The organism is Acidovorax sp., assembly GCF_046339755.1.
In the GTDB taxonomy this organism is placed as follows: Bacteria; Pseudomonadota; Gammaproteobacteria; order Burkholderiales; family Burkholderiaceae_C; genus Acidovorax.
Map to the genome: position 1 here is coordinate 1 of NZ_JBKDTZ010000111.1, position 18,580 is coordinate 18,580.

General features: G+C 68.3%; 16 protein-coding genes. 7 read left to right on the forward strand and 9 right to left on the reverse strand.

The genetic code is table 11. The annotated features are described in order from the left end of the window. From ACK59X_RS08710 to ACK59X_RS08745, 8 genes are all read right to left on the reverse strand, one after another. On the reverse strand, nucleotides 1–611 hold a 611-nt coding region (locus ACK59X_RS08710; RefSeq protein ID WP_409956534.1), incomplete at its 3' end, for a response regulator. Then, complete coding sequence (locus ACK59X_RS08715) at nucleotides 608–3,640, reverse strand: response regulator (protein WP_409956536.1); 3,033 nt, start codon at nucleotides 3,638–3,640, stop codon at nucleotides 608–610. The genes ACK59X_RS08710 and ACK59X_RS08715, both read right to left, overlap by 4 nt. A gap of 18 nt (nucleotides 3,641–3,658) precedes the next feature. Next, on the reverse strand, nucleotides 3,659–4,102 hold the full coding sequence (locus ACK59X_RS08720) for a molybdopterin-dependent oxidoreductase (RefSeq protein ID WP_409956538.1): 444 nt from the start codon (nucleotides 4,100–4,102) through the stop codon (nucleotides 3,659–3,661). Between the two features lie 227 nt (nucleotides 4,103–4,329). Next, nucleotides 4,330–5,253, reverse strand: a complete 924-nt coding sequence (locus ACK59X_RS08725; RefSeq protein ID WP_409956539.1) for an SMP-30/gluconolactonase/LRE family protein — start codon at nucleotides 5,251–5,253, stop codon at nucleotides 4,330–4,332. A gap of 26 nt (nucleotides 5,254–5,279) precedes the next feature. Beyond that, nucleotides 5,280–6,257: a Bug family tripartite tricarboxylate transporter substrate binding protein gene (locus ACK59X_RS08730; protein WP_409956541.1), complete on the reverse strand. Its 978-nt coding sequence runs from the start codon at nucleotides 6,255–6,257 to the stop codon at nucleotides 5,280–5,282. A gap of 109 nt (nucleotides 6,258–6,366) precedes the next feature. Next, a complete protein-coding gene (locus ACK59X_RS08735) occupies nucleotides 6,367–7,569 on the reverse strand; it encodes a CaiB/BaiF CoA transferase family protein (RefSeq protein WP_409956543.1) in 1,203 nt (400 codons plus the stop codon). After that, nucleotides 7,562–8,500: a hydroxymethylglutaryl-CoA lyase gene (locus ACK59X_RS08740; protein ID WP_409956544.1), complete on the reverse strand. Its 939-nt coding sequence runs from the start codon at nucleotides 8,498–8,500 to the stop codon at nucleotides 7,562–7,564. Before ACK59X_RS08740 ends, ACK59X_RS08735 begins: the two co-directional genes overlap by 8 nt. A gap of 154 nt (nucleotides 8,501–8,654) precedes the next feature. After that, a complete protein-coding gene (locus ACK59X_RS08745) occupies nucleotides 8,655–9,320 on the reverse strand; it encodes a TetR/AcrR family transcriptional regulator (RefSeq protein WP_409956546.1) in 666 nt (221 codons plus the stop codon). Nucleotides 9,321–9,505: 185 nt separating this feature from the next. On the opposite strand from ACK59X_RS08745, the gene ACK59X_RS08750 reads away from it, so the two are divergent. From ACK59X_RS08750 to ACK59X_RS08765, 4 genes are read left to right on the forward strand one after another with little or no spacing between them, the layout of a single operon-like run. Then, nucleotides 9,506–10,312, forward strand: a complete 807-nt coding sequence (locus ACK59X_RS08750) for an SDR family NAD(P)-dependent oxidoreductase (RefSeq protein ID WP_409956548.1) — start codon at nucleotides 9,506–9,508, stop codon at nucleotides 10,310–10,312. Between the two features lie 21 nt (nucleotides 10,313–10,333). Next, nucleotides 10,334–11,470 (forward strand): DUF5938 domain-containing protein, encoded by a 1,137-nt coding sequence (locus tag ACK59X_RS08755; protein ID WP_409956550.1) that lies wholly within the window; start codon nucleotides 10,334–10,336, stop codon nucleotides 11,468–11,470. A gap of 12 nt (nucleotides 11,471–11,482) precedes the next feature. Next, nucleotides 11,483–13,015 carry an AMP-binding protein gene (locus tag ACK59X_RS08760; protein WP_409956552.1) on the forward strand — a complete coding sequence of 511 codons (1,533 nt, stop codon included), beginning with the start codon at nucleotides 11,483–11,485 and terminating at the stop codon, nucleotides 13,013–13,015. 19 nt (nucleotides 13,016–13,034) lie between these two features. Next, nucleotides 13,035–14,219, forward strand: coding sequence for a lipid-transfer protein (locus tag ACK59X_RS08765; RefSeq protein ID WP_409956553.1), 1,185 nt, complete (start codon nucleotides 13,035–13,037; stop codon nucleotides 14,217–14,219). Between the two features lie 7 nt (nucleotides 14,220–14,226). Here ACK59X_RS08765 and ACK59X_RS08770 read toward each other — a convergent pair whose 3' ends face one another. Further along, a complete protein-coding gene (locus ACK59X_RS08770) occupies nucleotides 14,227–14,649 on the reverse strand; it encodes a Fur family transcriptional regulator (protein ID WP_409956555.1) in 423 nt (140 codons plus the stop codon). Nucleotides 14,650–14,958: 309 nt separating this feature from the next. On the opposite strand from ACK59X_RS08770, the gene ACK59X_RS08775 reads away from it, so the two are divergent. From ACK59X_RS08775 to ACK59X_RS08785, 3 genes are read left to right on the forward strand one after another with little or no spacing between them, the layout of a single operon-like run. Then, nucleotides 14,959–15,669 (forward strand): ABC transporter ATP-binding protein, encoded by a 711-nt coding sequence (locus tag ACK59X_RS08775; RefSeq protein WP_409956556.1) that lies wholly within the window; start codon nucleotides 14,959–14,961, stop codon nucleotides 15,667–15,669. After that, complete coding sequence (locus tag ACK59X_RS08780) at nucleotides 15,666–17,063, forward strand: ABC transporter permease subunit (RefSeq protein WP_409956558.1); 1,398 nt, start codon at nucleotides 15,666–15,668, stop codon at nucleotides 17,061–17,063. Before ACK59X_RS08775 ends, ACK59X_RS08780 begins: the two co-directional genes overlap by 4 nt. A gap of 9 nt (nucleotides 17,064–17,072) precedes the next feature. Further along, a complete protein-coding gene (locus tag ACK59X_RS08785; RefSeq protein ID WP_409956560.1) occupies nucleotides 17,073–18,545 on the forward strand; it encodes an ABC transporter permease subunit in 1,473 nt (490 codons plus the stop codon). The last annotated feature ends 35 nt before the right edge of the window (nucleotides 18,546–18,580 follow it).

Sequence of the window (18,580 nt, forward strand, 5' to 3'; positions counted from 1 at the left end):
TCGTCCGAAAAGCTCGGGTGGTGCTGGAGCTTGCGCTCCAGCACCTCCTCATAGTGCTGGGTGCGGCGGATGTGGTTGCCGGTCTCGTTGTCGCGCGTCTCGGCCAGCGAGGCCATGGCGCGGATGGTGCCGTCCTGCAGCTCCACGACCTCGCGCGTGCGCTTGGCCACCTCGTCCTCCAGGTACTGGTTCTGGCGCGCCAGCATGTCGCGGGCGCGCTTGAGCAGCAGGTGGTTGCGCACCCGCGCCAGCGTGATGGCGGGGTTGACGGGCTTGGTGATGTAGTCCACGGCCCCAAGCTCCAGGCCGACGGTCTCGTCGTCCGTGGCGCTCATGGCCGTGAGGAAGATCACCGGGATGTCCTCGGTGTCGGGGTTGAACTGCAGGCGGCGCAGCACCTCGTAGCCGTCCATCTCGGGCATCATGATGTCCAGCAGGATCAAATCGGGCTTGGCTTCGCCCGCCACGATCTGCAGTGCCCGCTCGCCGCTGTTGGCCAGCTTGACCTTGTAGTCCGGGCGCAGCAGGTCGCTCATCAGCGACAGGTTGTCGGGCGTGTCGTCCACCACCAGCACCGTGCACCTGCCGCTGGATTCCATGGGATTGTTCATGTCGTGGGTCCTCCTTGTATCGCTGGGCCGGGCAGAGGGGCTGCCCGCAGCAGTGCCAGTGCGTCCGTGAAGATGTAGCTGTCCAGGGCCCGCTTCATCTCGCCGTAGACCGGGCCCAGGAGCGCCTGCAGGGCAGGGGCCGAGTCCTTGAACAGCTCCACGGCGTCCGAGTCGTCGTCCGCCAGCAGCGCGTCCAGGCGCGCCAGCAGTTGCTGCGCCTCGGCGGGGTCCACCACGGCCGGGGGCGCTGCGGCTTCCTGGGCGGGCAGTGCATGCTGCAGTGCCTCCACCAGGGCCTGGCATGCCTTGCCCAGTGGGGCGAGCAGGGCGGCCAGGGTGCCCGCGTCCGCGCCGTCTGCAATGGCTTTTTCCGCCGCCGCGGCCAGATGGGCCAGGTGGGCCGCGCCAATGGTGCCCGCCGTGCCCTTGAGGGTGTGCATGCTGCGCAAGGCGTCGTCGCGCTGGCCTGCGGCCAGGAAGGCCTGCGTGTTCTGCACCGCCGACGCCTGGCCGGCGGTGAACTTGCGCAGCAGGCTTTCATAGGCGGCGGGCTTGCCCAGCACGCGGCGCAGGCCGGCGGCCGTGTCCAGCCCATCGATGCGCGTGAGCGGCCCATGGAGCACATCCGCGGACTGCGCTGGCGTTGCTCCAGCCGCCTCCAGCCCATCCTGTGCTTCGCCGCGCGCCGGCACCCACTGCAGCAACTGGGCGAACAGTTCGTCGGGGTCGATGGGCTTGGTCACATGGCCGTTCATGCCGGCGGTCAGGCAGTTGTCGCGGTCGCTGCTCATGGCGTTGGCCGTCATGGCCAGCACGGGCAGGCTGGTCCATGCCGGGTTCTCGCGGATGCGGCGGGTGGCGGTCAGGCCGTCCATCACCGGCATCTGCATGTCCATGAGCACGATGTCGTAGGGCGCGCGCTGGTGCAGCATGTCCAGCGCCACCTGGCCGTTCTCGGCCACCTCCACCACCAGCCCGGCATCGCCCAGCAGGTCGGCGCCCACCTGCTGGTTCAGGTCGTTGTCGTCCACCAGCAGCACGCGGGCGCCGCGGATGGGGGCCAGGTCGGGGGCACTGCCGGCGCGGCGCGGTGCGGCACGATCCGCCAGGCTGGCCTCCTGCCCTCCCAGCGCCCGCATGGCGGCGTCGAACAGCAGCGATGGGCTGACCGGCTTGGTCAGCATCAGCGCAATGCCGGCCTTTTCCAGTGCGCGGAACACCTCTTCGCGGCCATGGGCGGTGACGATCACCGGCACCGGCGGGTGCGGCAGCAGGGCCAGCTGGGCGGCCGTCTGGAACCCATCCATGCCCGGCATGCGCCAGTCGAGAAACGCAATCTCGCAAGGCAGGCCCGCCTCGTCGGCCTCGCGGGCGGCGGCAATCCCCTCCTCGCCCGAGGCGGCCGTGGTCACGGCAAAGCTCATGCTGGCCAGCAGGCCCGCCAGGATCTGGCGCGCCTGCTCGCTGTCGTCCACCACCAGCACGCGGCGCCCGCGCAGGTCGGGCTCGGGCAGCAGCGGGCGCGCCGAGGGCGTGCCCAGGCCCACGCGGGCGGTGAACCAGAAGCGGCTGCCCTGGCCGGGCGTGCTCTGCACGCCCACATCCCCGCCCATCAGGCCCGCGAGCTTCTTGGAAATCGCCAGGCCCAGCCCGGTTCCGCCGTACGTGCGGGTGGTGGAGGTGACCGACTGCTCGAAGGAGCGGAACAGCCGCGACTGCTGCTCGGGCGTGAGGCCGATGCCCGTGTCCTGCACCTCGAAGCGCAGCAGCAGGCCTTGTTCATCATCACGCGCCAGCTCGGCCACGCGCACCACGATCTCGCCGGTTTCGGTGAACTTCACGGCGTTGTTGCCGTAGTTCACGAGGATCTGCCCCAGGCGCAGCGGGTCGCCGCGCAGGTCGTCGGGCAGGGCCGGGTCCACATCGAATATCAGCTCCAGGCCCTTGGCCGAGCATTTGTCGCCGATCAGATTGGCCACGTTGTCGAGCACGCTGCGCAGCCCGAAATCGACGGTTTCCACCTCCAGCTTGCCGGCCTCGATCTTGGAAAAGTCGAGGATGTCGTTGATCAGGCCCAGCAGGTGCTGGCCCGAGCGCTGGATCTTCTCGACATAGTCGCGCTGGCGCGGCGACAGGTCGGTGGTGAGCGCCAGGTGGCTCATGCCGATCACCGCATTCATGGGGGTGCGTATCTCGTGGCTCATGTTAGCCAGGAAGTCCGACTTCATCTGCGAGGCGTCTTCGGCGCGGGCGCGGGCGATCTCCAGCTCTTCCTCGTGCTCGCGCAGCGCGGTGTTGGCCTTCTCCAGCGCCTCGGTGCGCTCGACCACGCGGGCTTCCAGCACTTCCTCGCTGCGCTTCAAGGCATCCACCAGCTCGGCTTGCGCGGCCAGCGCCAGCGACTTGGCTTTTTCGCGCTTGAGGAACTGCCGGGCCATGGCCACGGCCAGCAAAAAGGTGAGCACCGCCTGGAAGGCCGTGAGGCCGGTGGTCAGCAGGGTCTGGTGCTGCACCTCGGCGTTGCGCTGGTCGCCGAGCAGCGCGGAAATGCGCGACGCGTTGAGCGACAGCTCCTGCACCGTCGGGCGCAGCTCCACCAGGCGCTCGCGCAACAGCCGCATGTTGGCCTGGCTGGTGCGCGCGTCGACGCTCTGGCCGAAATAGCTGTCACCGGCCTCCACGAACTCCTGCAGTTCCGCCAGTGCCTTGGCGTACAGCGGCTCGTGCTGCATCAGCGTGCGCGCAGTGCCGCTCTCCAGTGCGCTGAAGCGGCTCAGGAACAGGTCGTAGCGCAGCTGCAGCGCATCCGTGGAGATGCTTTGCGGGTCGTATTCGTACTGGTGCAGCGCGTGGTCCAGCCGTTCATGCTCCACATTGAGCTGCAGGTAGGACCACAGGGCGTTCACGTCGCCCCGGCGCATCACGGCTTCGACACTGCGGTACTGGCGGTACTGCACGGTCGCAATGGACACATAGACCACCACCAGGCTGGCAATGATCAGGGGCAGGAGGTGCTTGCTGCGCAGCATGGGTGCCCCTGGTGCCGCTCACTGGATCTGCAGTGTGCTGAGCTGCCAGGCGGAGCGGTTGTAGTAGAGCTCGGTACGCAACTCGGCCTTGGTGTCGAAAGGATAGACAATGAACAGCGGCCCCTTCTCGCGGATCGGCATGGGGCGGTTGTTCATGAGCCGCGCCACGATCACCTCGTGGCGCGTGGCGTCGTCGAAAGGGATCTCGGTCTTGTAGTCGTTGAGCGCCACCGCCGTGATCTTGCTGCCCTTGGCGCCCGCGGCGGCCAGCACGTCGCGCAGCAGCGGCCCGGTGAAGCTCACCGGCTGCGGGTACCAGGGGGTCTGGGTGGTGAAGTTCTTCTGGGGCAGCTTTTCGAGCATCTTCATGTCGAACTGCGCCTTTTGCCCCTGGTTGGCCTGGGTGATGCTGCCCTGCACGGTCAGCACCACGGGGCCGGCGGGCTTTTCCAGAGCGGTCATTTGTGCCTGCGCAGGGGAGAAAAAGGCACAGGCCGACACCACAACGCCTGCAGCGAGGCGCAGCCATGGGCTTCTGGCCCGATACGCACCGGTCATGCAATTCTCCCTCATCGGCCTGTGAGGCCGTTGTTCCTGCTTTATGGTCCCTTTATAGCAGCCTGCGCGTTTTCACGCACCTGTGGAATGACCACTGGCCGAAGCCACCGAGGTGCCTGCCAGGGGCGCGCTCAGCGCAAGGGGTGGGGAGGCGCGCCGGTCACGGGCAGGGTGGCCCGCAGCACGGTGCCCGAAGAAGATTCCGTCATGACGATCTCCGAGGTGGCGGGCCGGAAGGCGATGTTGGTCACCGTGAGACCCACGGGGCTGCGCACGAAATGGGTCACTTCGCCGCGCGCATTGAGCACGAAGGCGCCGCCCAGGCTGGCATGCGCCCCCACCACCCCGCCATCGGCCGTGGCGGCCAGGCCAACGGGCCCGCTGGTGCCGAAGAAGGTCTGCAGCGCCCCCATCTTGGAGATGCTGCCGTCGGGCAGCAGCGGCGCACGCCAGACCTGGTTGCCGCGCGTCACGGCCACGAAGAGGGCGCCGCCGTCGGCGCTCAGCGCCAGTCCGTTGGGGCTGGGGGCGTTGGCCAGCAACAGGTCGAGCCGGCCGCCGCGCGTGTAGCGGTAGACGCGGCCAGTGGGGTCGTGCATGCCCGTCTGCCCCTGGTCGGTGAAATACAGGTTGCCTGCGGCATCGAAGGTCAGGTCGTTGACCCCCTTGAAAGACTCGCTGTTGCGGTGCGCCAGCACCGGTTCGGGCGCGCCGCTGCCCGCCGGGTCCAGCCGCAGGATGCCGCGCCGGTAATCGGCGATCCACAGGCTGCCATCGGCATGCAGTGCCAGGCCGTTGGGCCAGCCGTCGTACTGCACCACCAGCTGCCACTGGCCGTCGGGCGTGATGCGCAAGATGCGGCCGTAGGGGATGTCGGTCACGTACAGGTTGCCCTGGCCGTCGAACACCGGGCCTTCGAGAAAGCTGTCCATCACATGGCCGGGCTTGTTGGCGTCCACCCATTCGGTGCGCCGCGGCTGGCGCATGGCGTCGGGCAGGCGGGTCAGCACGGTGGCCTCGATGACCTCGGGCGGGGCAAAGCTCAGGTTCCACATGGCGGGGGTTGCTCCTTGGGTGGGGATTATTCGGCCTGCACGCCGGCGGCCTTGATGACGCGGCCCCAGTCCTCGGTCTGGCTGCGCACGTACTTCTGGAAGTCGGCCGGTGCCATGGCTCCCACTTCCGCGCCCTGGTCGGCAAAGCGCTTGGCCAGATCGGGGGATTCCACGGCCTTCTTCACCTCGGCCTGCATCCTGTCGATGATGGCCTGGGGCGTGCCCTTGGGCGCGGCAATGCCGAACCAGTTGGTGGCCGTGAAATCCTTGAGTCCCAGCTGCGCGCTGGTGGGCGCGTCGGGCAGGGCGGCCAGGCGCTGGGGCGAGGTGACCAGCAGCGCACGGCCCTTGCCGCCCTTGACCTGGGGAATGGCCGTGGGCGCGGCCGTCACCACCAGGTCCACCTGGCCCGAGATCACGCCCAGCATGGCCTCGCCGGCACCCTTGTAGGGCACATGGGTCAGGGAAATCCTGCCGTGCTGGCGCAGCAGCTCCCCGCCCAAGTGTGAGGAGCTGCCCATGCCGCCCGAGCCGAAGGTGAGCTTGTCGGGGTTCTTCCGGGCGGCATCGAGCAGTTCCTGCATGGTCTGGTACGGCGAATTGGCCCCCACGACCACGACCAGCGGCGTGTCGACGATGCGCGTCACCGGAACCAGCCCGGTGGCATGGTCCCAGGGCAGCTTCTTGAACAGGTGCGGCAGCATGGCGTAGGTGGTGTCGTTAATGAGGAAGGTGCTGCCGTCCGGCGCGGCCTTGGCCACCAGGTCCGAGCCGATGGTGCCGCTGGCGCCCACCTTGTTCTCCACATAGAAGGACTTTCCGGTCTGCTCGGTGAGCTTCTGGGCGATCTGCCGCGCCGCATAGTCGGTGGTGCCCGAGGGCGAGTAGGGCACGACCAGGCGCACCGGCTTGTCGGGCCAGGTGGTGGCCTGTGCGGCAGCGGAGGTTGCGCTCAGTGCCAATGCGGCGCCGGCCAGAATGCAGGTGAGGCTTGGGGAATGCATGGATGTGTCTCCTTGGTGTGGTCGAAATCGGGCCGCTGCAGGCAAATGGCGCACAGCGGCGCCCAGCCAGGCCGCACGGCGGCCGGCTGGAGGGGCAGGGAATTGATCGTCAGCCGCCAGCCACGGTGCCCTGGTCTCGCAGGGCGGCCACCTCGTCATCGGAGTAGCCCAGCTCCTGCAACAGCGCGGCCGTGTGCTCGCCCGCGCGCGGCGGCTGCAGGCGCACGCCGGGGCGCGTGCCACCGATGGTCAGGGGCAAGAGCGGCACCTTGGACTCGGTGCCGTTGTTCAGGCGGATGGGCGCCAGGCCCCCGCTTTCGTTGAGGTGCCGGTCGTCGAACAGCTCCTGCGGTTTGGTGATGGGTGCAAACGGCAGTTCGTTGGCCTCGAAGATGGCAGCGAGCTCCGCCGCGCTGCGGCTGGCCAGGTGCGAGCGCAGCTGGGGCATCATCCAGTCGCGCGCCTGCACGCGGTTGTTGTTGGTTGTGAGGCGCGGGTCGGCCAGCAACTCGGTCAGGCCCAGGGCCTCGCAGAAGATGGCCCACTGCTTGTCGCTCACGGCGGCCAGGAAGATCTGCTCGCCATCCTTCACCGTGAAGACGTCGTAGATGGCCCAGGCAGAGATGCGGCTGGGCATGGGGTTGGCCGCCTTGCCGGTGCTGGCGAACTGCATCATGTGCTGCGCCACCAGAAAGACATTGTTCTCGAACAGCGCAGCCTGCACCTCCGAGCCCTCGCCGCTCAGCTCGCGCTGGCGCAGCGCCGCCATGGCGCCGATGGCACCGAACATGCCGCCCATGATGTCGTTGACGCTGGTACCCGCACGCAGCGGATCACCGGGGCGCCCGGTCATGTAGGCCAGTCCGCCCATCATCTGCACCACCTCGTCCAGGGCGGTGCGCTGCTCATAGGGCCCAGGCAGAAAGCCCTTGTGGCTCACATAGATGAGGCGCGGGTTGAGCTTCTTGAGGGAGGCATTGTCCAGCCCCAGCTTGGCCATGGTGCCGGGCTTGAAATTCTCGCTCACGATGTCGGCCGTGGCGATCAGGCGCAGCGCGGCCTGCAGGCCCTCGGGTTTCTTCAAATCGAGCGCGATGCTCTTCTTGTTGCGGTTGAAGGTGGGAAAGAACCCGGCGCCCGAGCCCAGCAGGTGGCGCGTGCTGTCGCCCTCGATGGGCTCGACCTTGATGACCTCGGCGCCCAGGTCGGCCAGCACCATGCCGCAGGTGGGGCCCATGACCATGTGGGTGAACTCCACCACGCGGATGCCGGCGTAGGGCAGGGGCTTGTCGTTCTGGCCGGCCTCAGACATGGCGGGCTCCTTGTTGTACGAAGCCCTTGGGCAAACCCGCCTCGGGGGTCATGCCGTACACCGGCTCACCGGGCAGCCCGGCCACCAGCGGCGCGCGCGCGTCCATCAACCGCTGCAGGTCGATGCCCGTGGAAATGCCACTCGCCTCGAACATGAACACCAGGTCCTCCGTGACCACGTTGCCCGAGGCGCCCGGCGCATACGGGCAGCCGCCCAGGCCACCCAGGGAGGCATCGAAGGTGCGCACGCCTTCTTCGTAGGCCGCCAGGCAGTTGGCCAGGCCCAGGCCGCGCGTGTTGTGCATGTGGGCGGCGCCCGCCTTGTCACCCAGCTCGGCGCGCAGGCGCCGGAACAGCCGGCGCACCTGGGCCGGGTTGGCATAGCCCACGGTGTCCGAGAGGCCCGACTCATCAGCCCCGGCCGCCACGCACTGCGCGGCCAGCCAGATCACCTCGTCCTCGGGCACCAGGCCCTGCAAGGTGCAGCCAAAGGCGGTGGAAATGCCGGCCTCCAGCTTCCCATGGGGGGCAATGTCGCGGCGCAGGTCGGATATGGCGCGCACCTCCTCGACCATCTCTTCGCGCGTCTTGCGCACATTGGCCAGCGAATGGGCGGCGCTGGCGGACATGGGCATGGTGAGCTTGTGCACCCCGGCTTCGAGCGCCGCCTGCGCGCCCTTGCGGTTGGGCACCAGAGCCATTACCGTCAGGCCGGGCAGGGTGATGGCGTGTCGCACCACCTCGGCCGCGTCGGCCATCTGCGGCAGCAGGCGGGCGGGCACGAAAGAGGCGACCTCGATCTCGCGCAGGCCGGCGGCATACAGCGCATCGATCCAGCGCAGTTTGTCGGCCGTGGGCATGGTGCCCTTGACGGACTGCAGGCCGTCACGCGGGCCGACCTCGCTGATCAGCACATCGGGTGCTTGGGGCATCGGATCTCCTGTTTTCTTCAAAGTTCTATAAGAAAGAACATCAATCTGTCCTATGAAAGTATGAGAAAGATCCGATGCAAGGTCAAGCACCGCGCAGAAACAAAAAAGCCGTTCTGCAGAACAGAACGGCTTGTATGGGATACCAGGGGGCGGGCTACGCGGCCTGCACTGCAGGCTTGCGCTTGCGCGGCGCCTTGGCAGGAGCGGCGGCTGCAGCTGGCACGCCGATCAGCTGTTCCACCAGCAGCCGCACATGCCCCTGCATGGTGGGGATGGCCTTGGCATCGCCGGCCATGTGGCGCAGCAGGCACTGCTGGAACACGCCGTCGAACATGGCGTAAGTGAGATCAATGGGTGCGCGCACGGGCGAGCCGGCCAGTTCGGCCATGCGCGTGAGCACGCGCCAGACCATGTTGGCCAGGCTCTTGTCGATGGCCTCCACGTCGGCGCGCAGCGCCTCCTCGAACAGCGACTGCGAGCGGATGTCGTACCACAGGCGGTGCATCGGCGCCTCGGTGCGCACGGTCTCGCCCAGCACGTCGACAAAGCCGTCCACCAGTTGCGCAAACGAGGTGGATTGCTCGGTCACATCGTCGTAGCGCGTGACACAGCGCGCCTTGTACTGGCGCACGCTGCACAGGATGAGGTCGAGCTTGTCGGTGAAGTAGTAGTGCAGCACGCCATGCGAGAAGGCCGAGTTCTGCGCAATCTCGCGCAGGCTGGTGCGCGCGTAGCCCAGTTCGGCCAGCGTCTGCAGCGCGGCCTCGCCCAGTTCGGCGCGGCGTTCGGCGTACTTGTCACGGCGGGGTGCTCTTTCCATCGCGCCATTGTAGGCAGAGCCGGGCAGGGCGCCCATGTCTTTTCATGCATGGACCGGGGCCGGTCGATTGAATTTATGACAACTGTCAAGAAAATATCTTGACACTTGTCCAGCACATTTCCAGAATCGATTCCGTTCATCGCAGAAAGCGGTGGGCCAACGATCCCAATACCAGGAGACAAGACATGGCGAAGTTCGATTTGACCGGCCGCAAGGCCCTGGTCACCGGTGGCGCGCGCGGCCTCGGTGAAGGCATGGCCCAGGCACTGGCTGCCGCAGGCGCATCCGTGATGATTGGCGACGTGCTCACGTCGCTGGGGCAGGAGACGGCGGGCAAGCTGCCGGTCACCGCAGGCGCCAAGGCGGGCTTCGTGAAGCTCGACGTGACGCAGGAGGCCGACTGGGCCGCCGCCGTGCAGGCCACGCAGGAGACGCTGGGCGGCTTCGACATCCTCATCTACAACGCCGGCATCGAGGTCACGGCCCTGGTGTCCGAGATCGAGGCCGACTCGCTGCGCCGCATGCTGGACGTGAACATCGTGGGCACGGCGCTGGGCCTCAAGCACGCGTTTCGCGCCATGCGCCCGGGCGGCGGCGCGGGCAAGGGCGGGGCGGTGGTCAACATCTCTTCGGTGGCCGCCACCATCGCCTTCCCGGCGATCGCAGGCTACTCGGCCACCAAGTCGGCCGTGGACCGGCTGACCCGCGTGGCGGCGATGGAGTCGGGCAAGCTCGGCTACGGCGTGCGCGTGAACTGCATCTACCCCGGCCTGGTGCCCACCGAGATGGGCATGAAGCTCGCCGCCGACGTGGTGGCCGCAGGCCTGTTCCCATCGCCCGAGGCGGCCGTGGGCGCCATCATCGAGCAGACGCCCGCGGGCCGCCTGGGCGAGGTGGCCGACATGGCCGACGCCGTGGTCTTCCTGTGCTCCGACGCATCGCGCTTCATCACCGGCGCGGGCACGCCGGTCGATGGCGGCATGGGCATGTAAACCAGCACAGGAGACATGGCTATGGGCAACAGCAACAAGAAACCCGTCGTGGTCTATGGCGCCTCCGGCTACACCGGCCGGCTGGTCTGCGAGTACCTGCGCGAGTACAACATCCCCTTCATCGCGGCCGGCCGCAGCAAGGAAAAACTCGACGATGCGATGCGCTCGCACGTGCCCGGCATCGAAACCGCCAGCTACGAGGTGGTGGAGGTAGCGCACACGGTGGAGGCGCTCAGCGCACTGTTCGACGGCGCCAGCGTGGTGCTCAACACCGTGGGACCATTCGCGAAATTTGGCCACGAGGTGGTGCAGGCCTGCCTGGCCACGAAGTGCCACTACACCGACACCACGGGCGAGCAGGACTGGCTGATCACGCTGGAGGCCGAGTACGGGACGAAGTTCGCCGCCGCCGGCCTGCTGCTCTCGCCCGGCCTGGCGCAGATGTACACCACGGGCGAGATCGCCGCCCAGCTGTGCCTGGAGACGCCGGGCCTCGATACCCTGGACATCGCCGTGTTCTGGGGCGGCAGCCCCACGGTGGCATCGACCCAGACCATTCTGGTCAACGCGGCCACGTCCAAGGCCTACTTCCTGGAGCAGAACCAGTACGTGGAATGGCAGCCCGACGCCGGCCTGTACAGCCTGGCCATCCCCGGCCAGCACGAGACGGCGCTGGCCCTGCCCTGGGGCGGCACCTCGCACCCCGTGTGGTTCAAGAAGGACCCGCGCGTGGCCAACGTCAAGGTGCTGGGCGGCGTGTTCAACAAGCCGCTGATGCTGGGCGTGCCGCAGATCGTGGCCGCCGCGCTCAAGGCCACCGAGGGCATGAACGAGGAAGACCGCTACGCCGCCCTGGCGCAGACGGCCGCCAGCGTGATGGGCAGCATGCCGCCGCGCGAGAACCCGCGGATCAACAAGTCGGTGGATTCGGTGCATGCCTCGGGCCCGCTGGGGCGCGCGCACTGCGTGATCTACGGCAACTGCAACTACAAGCAGACCGGGCTGATGCAGGCCTATGCCGCAGCCTACCTGCTGCAGCAGGCGCCGCGCCGCGTGGGCTTTGCCTCGGGCTGCCAGGCCTTTGGCCACCACGAGCTTCTGGGCGTGCTGCGCAGCTTCGGCCTGGTGCAGCCGCCCGTGCTTACGGTGCAGCACTGAGCAGGCGGCCCTATGCGCCTGATCGACTACCTCGACAAGGGGGCCATGCTGGGCGAGGACGCGCCGTGCCTGAGCATGGGCATGGCCGACCTGTCCTACGGCGAGGTGCAGCGCACCAGCCACCGGGTGGCGCGGGCGCTGCTGCGTTCGGGCATCGCGCCCGGCGACAAGGTGGCCGTGCTGTCGAGCAACGACGCCCTGGCCTTTGCCTGCGTGTTCGGCATCTCGCGCGCTGCCGCCGCGTGGTGCCCGGTGAACCCGCGCAACGAGACGGCGGAGAATCGCTACGTGCTCGATGCCTTCGACTGCAGCTGCCTGATCTTCCACAGCGCCTACGCGCCCATGGTCGAGCAGATGCGCGCGCAACTGCCCAAGGTGCGCCAGTTCGTCTGCCTGGATGCGGCCCTGGGCTGGGCGCCTTCGTGGGCAGAGTGGGTCCAGGGCGTGGGTGACGAACCAGTGGAAATCGCCCCCGTGGACGACCTGGCCATGATCGCCGGCACCGGCGGAACCACAGGCCAGCCCAAGGGGGTGATGCTCTCGGGCCGCAACCTGGAGACCATGTCGGCCCTTACCTTGATGGGCTACCCCTTCGAGGGCCGGCCGGTCTACCTGGCGCTGGCGCCGCTCACCCATGCGGCGGGCGTGCTCTGCCTGCCGGTGATGGCCCTGGGTGGGCGCATCGTCATCATGCCCAAGCCGGACCTGGGCGAGTTCCTCGCGCTGGTGGAGCGGCACGGGGTGACCCACACCTTCCTGCCGCCCACGCTGATTTACATGCTGCTGCAGCACGAAAAACTGGCCAGCACGCGGCTCGATTCGCTGCAGTGCTTCTGGTACGGCGCGGCGCCCATTGCGGCGGCGCGGCTCGAAGAGGCGCTCACGGCCATCGGCCCGGTGATGGCCCAGCTCTTCGGCCAGACCGAGGCGCCGATGATGATCTCCATGATGTCCCCGCGCGAGCATTTCCACGCCGACGGCACGGTGGCGCGCGAGCGCCTGGCGAGCGCCGGCCGGCCCGGCCCGCTGGTGCAGGTGGCCACCATGGACGGAGAAGGCCGGCTGCTGCCGCGCGGCGAGACCGGGGAGATCGTGGTGCGCAGCTCGCTCGTGATGATGGGCTACTACAAGAACGCTGAGGCCACGGCCGAGGCGGGGCAGGGTGGCTGGCACCACACGGGTGACATCGGCCGGGTGGATGCCGATGGCTACCTGTACATCGTGGACCGGGCCAAGGACATGATCATCACCGGCGGCTTCAACGTCTACTCGGTCGAGGTCGAGCAGGCTCTGATGCAGCACCCCGACGTGCAGGACAGCGCCGTCATCGGCCTGCCCGACGACAAATGGGGCGAGCGGGTGGTGGCCGTGCTGCAGCTGCGCCCGGGGCGCACGGTGCAGCCCGACGAAATCATCGCCTTCACCAAGGCGCGCATCGGCAGCGTCAAGGCGCCCAAGCAGGTGGAGATCTGGCCCGACCTGCCGCGCTCCAAGGTGGGCAAGGTGCTCAAGAAGGACATCCGCGCCACCGTGCTGGCGCGCTGAAAAATAAGGTTGTATCCCCATGGCACACAAGGCATTCATCGCGGGCGTGGGCATGATTCCCTTCGCCAAGCCCGGCGCCAACGAGACTTATCCCGTGATGGCGGCGCAGGCCGGGCGGCTGGCACTTGCGGACGCGGGCGTGGACTACGGCGCCATAGAACAGGCGTACGTGGGCTATGTCTATGGCGACTCCACCAGCGGGCAGAAGGCCGTCTACGGCCTGGGCATGACCGGCATACCGGTCTTCAACGTCAACAACAACTGCTCGACCGGTTCGACGGCGCTGTTCCTGGCGCGCCAGGCGGTGGAATGCGGTGCGGCCGACTGCGTGCTGGCCCTGGGCTTCGAGCAGATGAACCCGGGCGCCATCGGCACCGTGTTCAACGACCGGCCCAGCCCCTTCAAGGACTTCGACCGCGAGGCCGAGGCCCTGGTCGGCATGCCCGAACTGCCGCTGGCCCTGCGCTATTTCGGCGGGGCTGGGCAGAGCCACATGCGCCGGTACGGCACGCCGCTCGAAGCCTTTGCCCGGGTGCGCGCCAAGGCCAGCCGGCACGCGGCGCGCAACCCGCTGGCGCTGCTGCGCAAGGAGCTGTCGGTCGATGACGTGATGAACGCCCCCATGCTCTGGCCCGGCGTGCTGACCCGGCTCATGGCGTGCCCGCCGACCTGCGGCGCCGCGGCGGCGGTGCTGGTGTCCGAATCCTTTGCAAAAAAGAAGGGCCTGCGTACCGACGTGATCATCGCCGCCCAGGCCATGACCACGGACCGGCCCGACACTTTCGACAGCCACGAGATGATGCGCCTGGTGGGCTACGGCATGACGCAGGAAGCTGCGCACAAGGTCTACGAGCAGGCCGGCATCGGGCCGCAGGATCTGGATGTGGTCGAACTGCACGACTGCTTCGCCCAGAACGAACTCATCAGCTACGAGGCCCTGGGCCTGTGCCCGCCGGGCGGCGCGGCGGCTTTCATCGATGCGGGCGACAACACCTATGGCGGCCAGGTGGTGACCAACCCGTCGGGCGGGCTGCTGTCCAAGGGCCACCCCTTGGGCGCCACGGGCCTGGCCCAGTGTTACGAGCTCACCCACCAGTTGCGCGGCAGTGCCCAGGATCGGCAGGTGCCCGGTGCCCGCACCGCGCTGCAGCACAACCTGGGGCTGGGTGGGGCCTGCGTGGTCACGCTTTACCAATCGGCCTGAGGCCGTTTCAGGCAGAGGCTGTGGGCTTGCGGCCGGCCTTGGGCGCCGCCACCTTCGCGCAATCCGCACACTGGCCGTACAGCGTCAGCTCATGGCGCTCCACCGTGAAGCCCTTGGGCGCCATGCCGGCCAGGTCGCCCGGGCAGTCGTGCACATCGAACACGCGCGAGCACACCGTGCACTGGAAGTGGTGATGGTGGTGCCCGTGCTCATGCTCGGCGGGCTCATACCGCGGACTTTCGCCCGGTAGCTGTACGGCCTGCAGCGATCCGTCTTCGAGCAAGGCCTTGATGTTGCGGTAGACCGTGGCCATGCCCAGGCCTTGCACGGTTTCGCGCGCACTCTCCAGCACCTCCTGCGGCGTGAGAGGGCGCTGTGCATCTGCGATCGCCGCCAGGATGGCGGTGCGTTGCCGGGTGGATCGTTCCATGGGGTGGGGCGTTGCCTCAGGGCTTGTTGTTGAGAAACCATTATCGACCAAGGGAGCGCAGCCCTGGCCTCCCGCAGGACTTTGCCGCAAGGGGCACTGCGGGGCGCTTCCCGCGTCTGCCTGCAAATTTCTCGCATACTGTTGTAATTGATATTGATAAAGCATTATCATTTGTGGCTTTCGCGGACCAGTCACCACCGGCAAGCGCGTTTCCGAAGCGCCCGCTTTGTCACCTAGGGCCATCCCAAAGCGCTGGCCCACCCGAGTCCACTTTACTTCTGCAGCCATCAGACGATGGAAGGAACCCCTGTGCTCGAAGCCATAGGCCTCACCAAACGCTACGGCGACCAGACCGCCCTGCACCCGCTCGACCTGTGCATCCGCCCGGGCGAGATCTACTGTCTGCTGGGCGCCAACGGCGCGGGCAAGACCACCACCGTCAACCTGTTCCTGAACTTCATCGCACCGGATGGCGGACGGGCGCTGGTGAACGGCACAGATGTCACACAGGAGCCGGTGGCGACCAAGCACTACCTGGCCTACATCCCCGAGCAGGTCAACCTCTATGGCACGCTGACCGGGCTGGAGAATCTGCGCTACTTCGCCGCACTGGCGCTGGGCGAGGCCCCGCCGCGTGCGCGCCTGCTGGAGCTGATGGCCCAGGTGGGCCTTCAGGCGGACGCGGCCGACAAGCGCGTGGCCGCGTACTCCAAGGGCATGCGCCAGAAGATCTGGATCGCCGTGGCGCTGGCCAAAGAGGCCAAGGCCCTGCTGCTGGACGAGCCCACCTCGGGCCTGGACCCGCATGCCGCGGCCGACTTCACCAGCCTGCTGCAGCGCGCCAGCGAGGCGGGCGTGGCCATCCTGGCCACCACCCACGACCTGTTCCACGCCAGGCAGACGGCCACGCGCATCGGCATCATGAAGCAGGGGCGGCTGGTCGAGAACCTCGACGCCGCGCAGATCAGCGATACCGACCTGCAGGCCCTGTACCTGCGGCACATGCGGGGCAACGCATGATCTGGCTCATCGCTTGCAAGGACCTGCGCGAACGCTTGCGCGATGGCCGGTTGTACTGGGCCGGCGGGCTGGTGGCCTTGCTGCTGCTCACGGCCCTGGCCGTGGGCGCCAGCCACCAGCGCGAGGCCCGCGCCGAGCAGGCCGCCGCGCAAAGCTCGGACTACCAGGACTGGCTGGCCCAGGGCGCGCGCCACCCGCACGATGCGGCGCACCAGGGCATGCATGCCTTCAAGCCCGATGCGGCGCTGGCCCTGGTCGATCCGGGCATCAACCCCTACATCGGCAGCACCGTGTGGCTGCAGGCGCACCGGCAGAGCGAGGTGAAATTCCGCCCCGCGCAGGACGCCACCGGCCTGCAGCGCTTTGGCGACCTGTCGGTGGGCTGGATTCTGCAGGTGCTGGGGCCGCTGCTGGTGGTGGTGCTGGGCTTCAATGCCTTTGCGGGCGAGCGCGAACAGGGCATGCTGCGCCAGACCCTGAGCCTGGGCGTGCCGCCGCTGCGCCTGCTGTGGGGCAAGGCGCTGGCGCTGGCCATGGCGCTGGCGGTGCTGCTGGTACCGGCCGCGCTGATCGCCGCAGCGGCCGTGGCCCTGTTCGCGGGCAGCGGCGAGCGCCTGGATGCACTGCTGCGCTTTGCCGGGCTGGCGTTGGGCTACGCGCTGTACCTGGCCATCTTCGTCTTCGCCACGCTCGGGGTTTCGGCCGCCTCGCGCAGCTCGCGCGTGGCCATCGCGGTGCTGCTGGCGCTGTGGATCGCCAATGCCGTGGTGGCGCCGCGTGTGCTGTCCGAACTCTCGCGCGCGCTGTTCCCCAGCCCGACGGGGCTCGCATTCAACCAGGCTCTGGCGGCCGACCTCAAGGCCACCTCCGACAAGACCTGGATGCAGGCCTTCGACACCACCGAGCGCTGGAGCAAGGATGTGCCGCTGAACCAATGGGGCATTGCCCTCAAGCTCGACGACCAGGCCAGCTATGCCGTGTACGACCGCCACTTCGGCCGGCTGTGGGACACCTGGGAGCAGCAGCAGGCCGTGCAGGAAGCCGGCGGCCTGCTGCTGCCGCTGCTGGCCGTGCGCAGCTTTTCCAGCGCCATGGCGGGCACGGACTTTGCGCACCACCGCGACTTCACCACCGCTGCCGAGCGCCACCGGCGCCTGATCCAGGACATCGTGAGCCAGGACCTGGTGGACCATGCCGACCCGCTGGGCCACCAGCACTTCGCCTACCAGGCCAGCCCCGCGCTGTGGGCGCGGGTGCCGGCTTTCGATTACCACGCGCCCAGCGCCGGCTGGGCCCTGGCCCGGGGCGGGGCCAGCGCGCTGGTGCTGTGCGCCAGCCTGGCGCTGGCCGTGGCTTTTGCCTGGATTGCCGTCGTGCGGCAGCGGGCGCTGTAGGAGACATTGGTGAACCCATCCCCATCCCCATCCCCATTCCAAAGATTTCGCCTGGTCGCGCGCCAGGAGCTGCGCCTTCTTGTGCGCGACCGCAGTCTGTGGCTGGTGGGCGGCCTGTTCCTGCTGCTCGTGGGCTATGCGCTGTTCAACGGCATGCTGCAGACGCGCCAGCGCGACCAGGCCCAGGCGGCCCTGGTGGCGGCCGACAGCCAGGCGCGCGCAGACCAACTGGCGCAACTGGGCCGCATCATGGCCGGCACCGAGCTGCCCACGCCCTTCGGCAACCCGGCCAACCCCGCCAACATGGCGGGCGGCCTGGGTGCGCAGCATGCCGTGATGCCCAGCGCGCCGCTGGCGCCCGTGGCCCTGGGGCAGACCGACTTGTTTCCCGCGCAGTTCAAGGTCACGCACCAGAGCAAGGTCAACTTCCTGCACAACAACGACATCGAGAACCCCTGGCATCTGCAGAGCGGGCATTTCGACCTGGCCTTCGTCGTGGTCTACCTGCTGCCGCTGTTGATCTTCACGCTCAGCTACAACCTGTTGTCGGGCGAGCGCGAGGACGGCACGCTGCGCCTGCTGCTGTCCCAGCCGCTGGCGCTGCCCACGCTGGTGGCGGCCAAGATCGCCGTGCGCGCGGCCGTGCTGCTCGGGGCGGCGGTGCTGGTGCCGCTGGCGGTGCTGCTCATCGCCCGGCCGCAAGCCCTGGCGGCGCCCGGCGCCACGTTGTGGTGGGCGCTGGTGGTGGGGACCTATGCGCTGTTCTGGTTCACGGCGGTGGTGGCGGTCAATGCCTTCGGCTGGTCGTCGGCCACCAATGCCATGGTGCTGGTCATCGGCTGGGTGGTGCTGGTGCTGGTGGCGCCCGTGCTGCTCAACATCGCGGTCACCCAGGCCAGCCCGGCCCCCTCGCGCGCCGAGCTGGCGGCCCGCACCCGGGTGGTCACGGCCCAGGCCATGTCGCACAACGCCGCCTTGCTGGCCACCGACTACACACACGTGGACCAGCCCGACACGCTGGTGCCCCGGGGCGGTCGCCTGGCCATGAGCGGCCGGGCCATGGCCAACTACCGCATCCAGCGCCAGGTGGACGAAACCCTGCAGCCCGAGCTGGAGCGCTTCGACGCGCAGCAGGCGCGCCAGCAGGCCCTGGTGGCGCGCTGGTCCGCCATCTCGCCCGCTGCGGTGGCCTACGAGGGCATCACCGCGCTGGCCGGCACGGGGCACAGCCGCAATGCCTGGTTCCTGGCGCAGGTCGCCAGCTACCACCAGGCCTGGAAGGACTTTTTCTACCCCCGCATCGACGGCGGGCTGGCCCTTGCCGAGGCCGACTTCCCGCGCATCCCCGCTTTCTACTGGCGCGAGGAGGGGCAGGGCGCCGTGCAGGCCCAGGCCGCGCGGGCGGTGCTGCAACTGCTGCTTCCCACGCTGGCGCTGCTGGGCCTTGCCGGCTGGCGGCTGCGCCGCTACCGGGTGGAATGACCCAATGACCCCATTTCAAATCGCAAGAAAGAGCA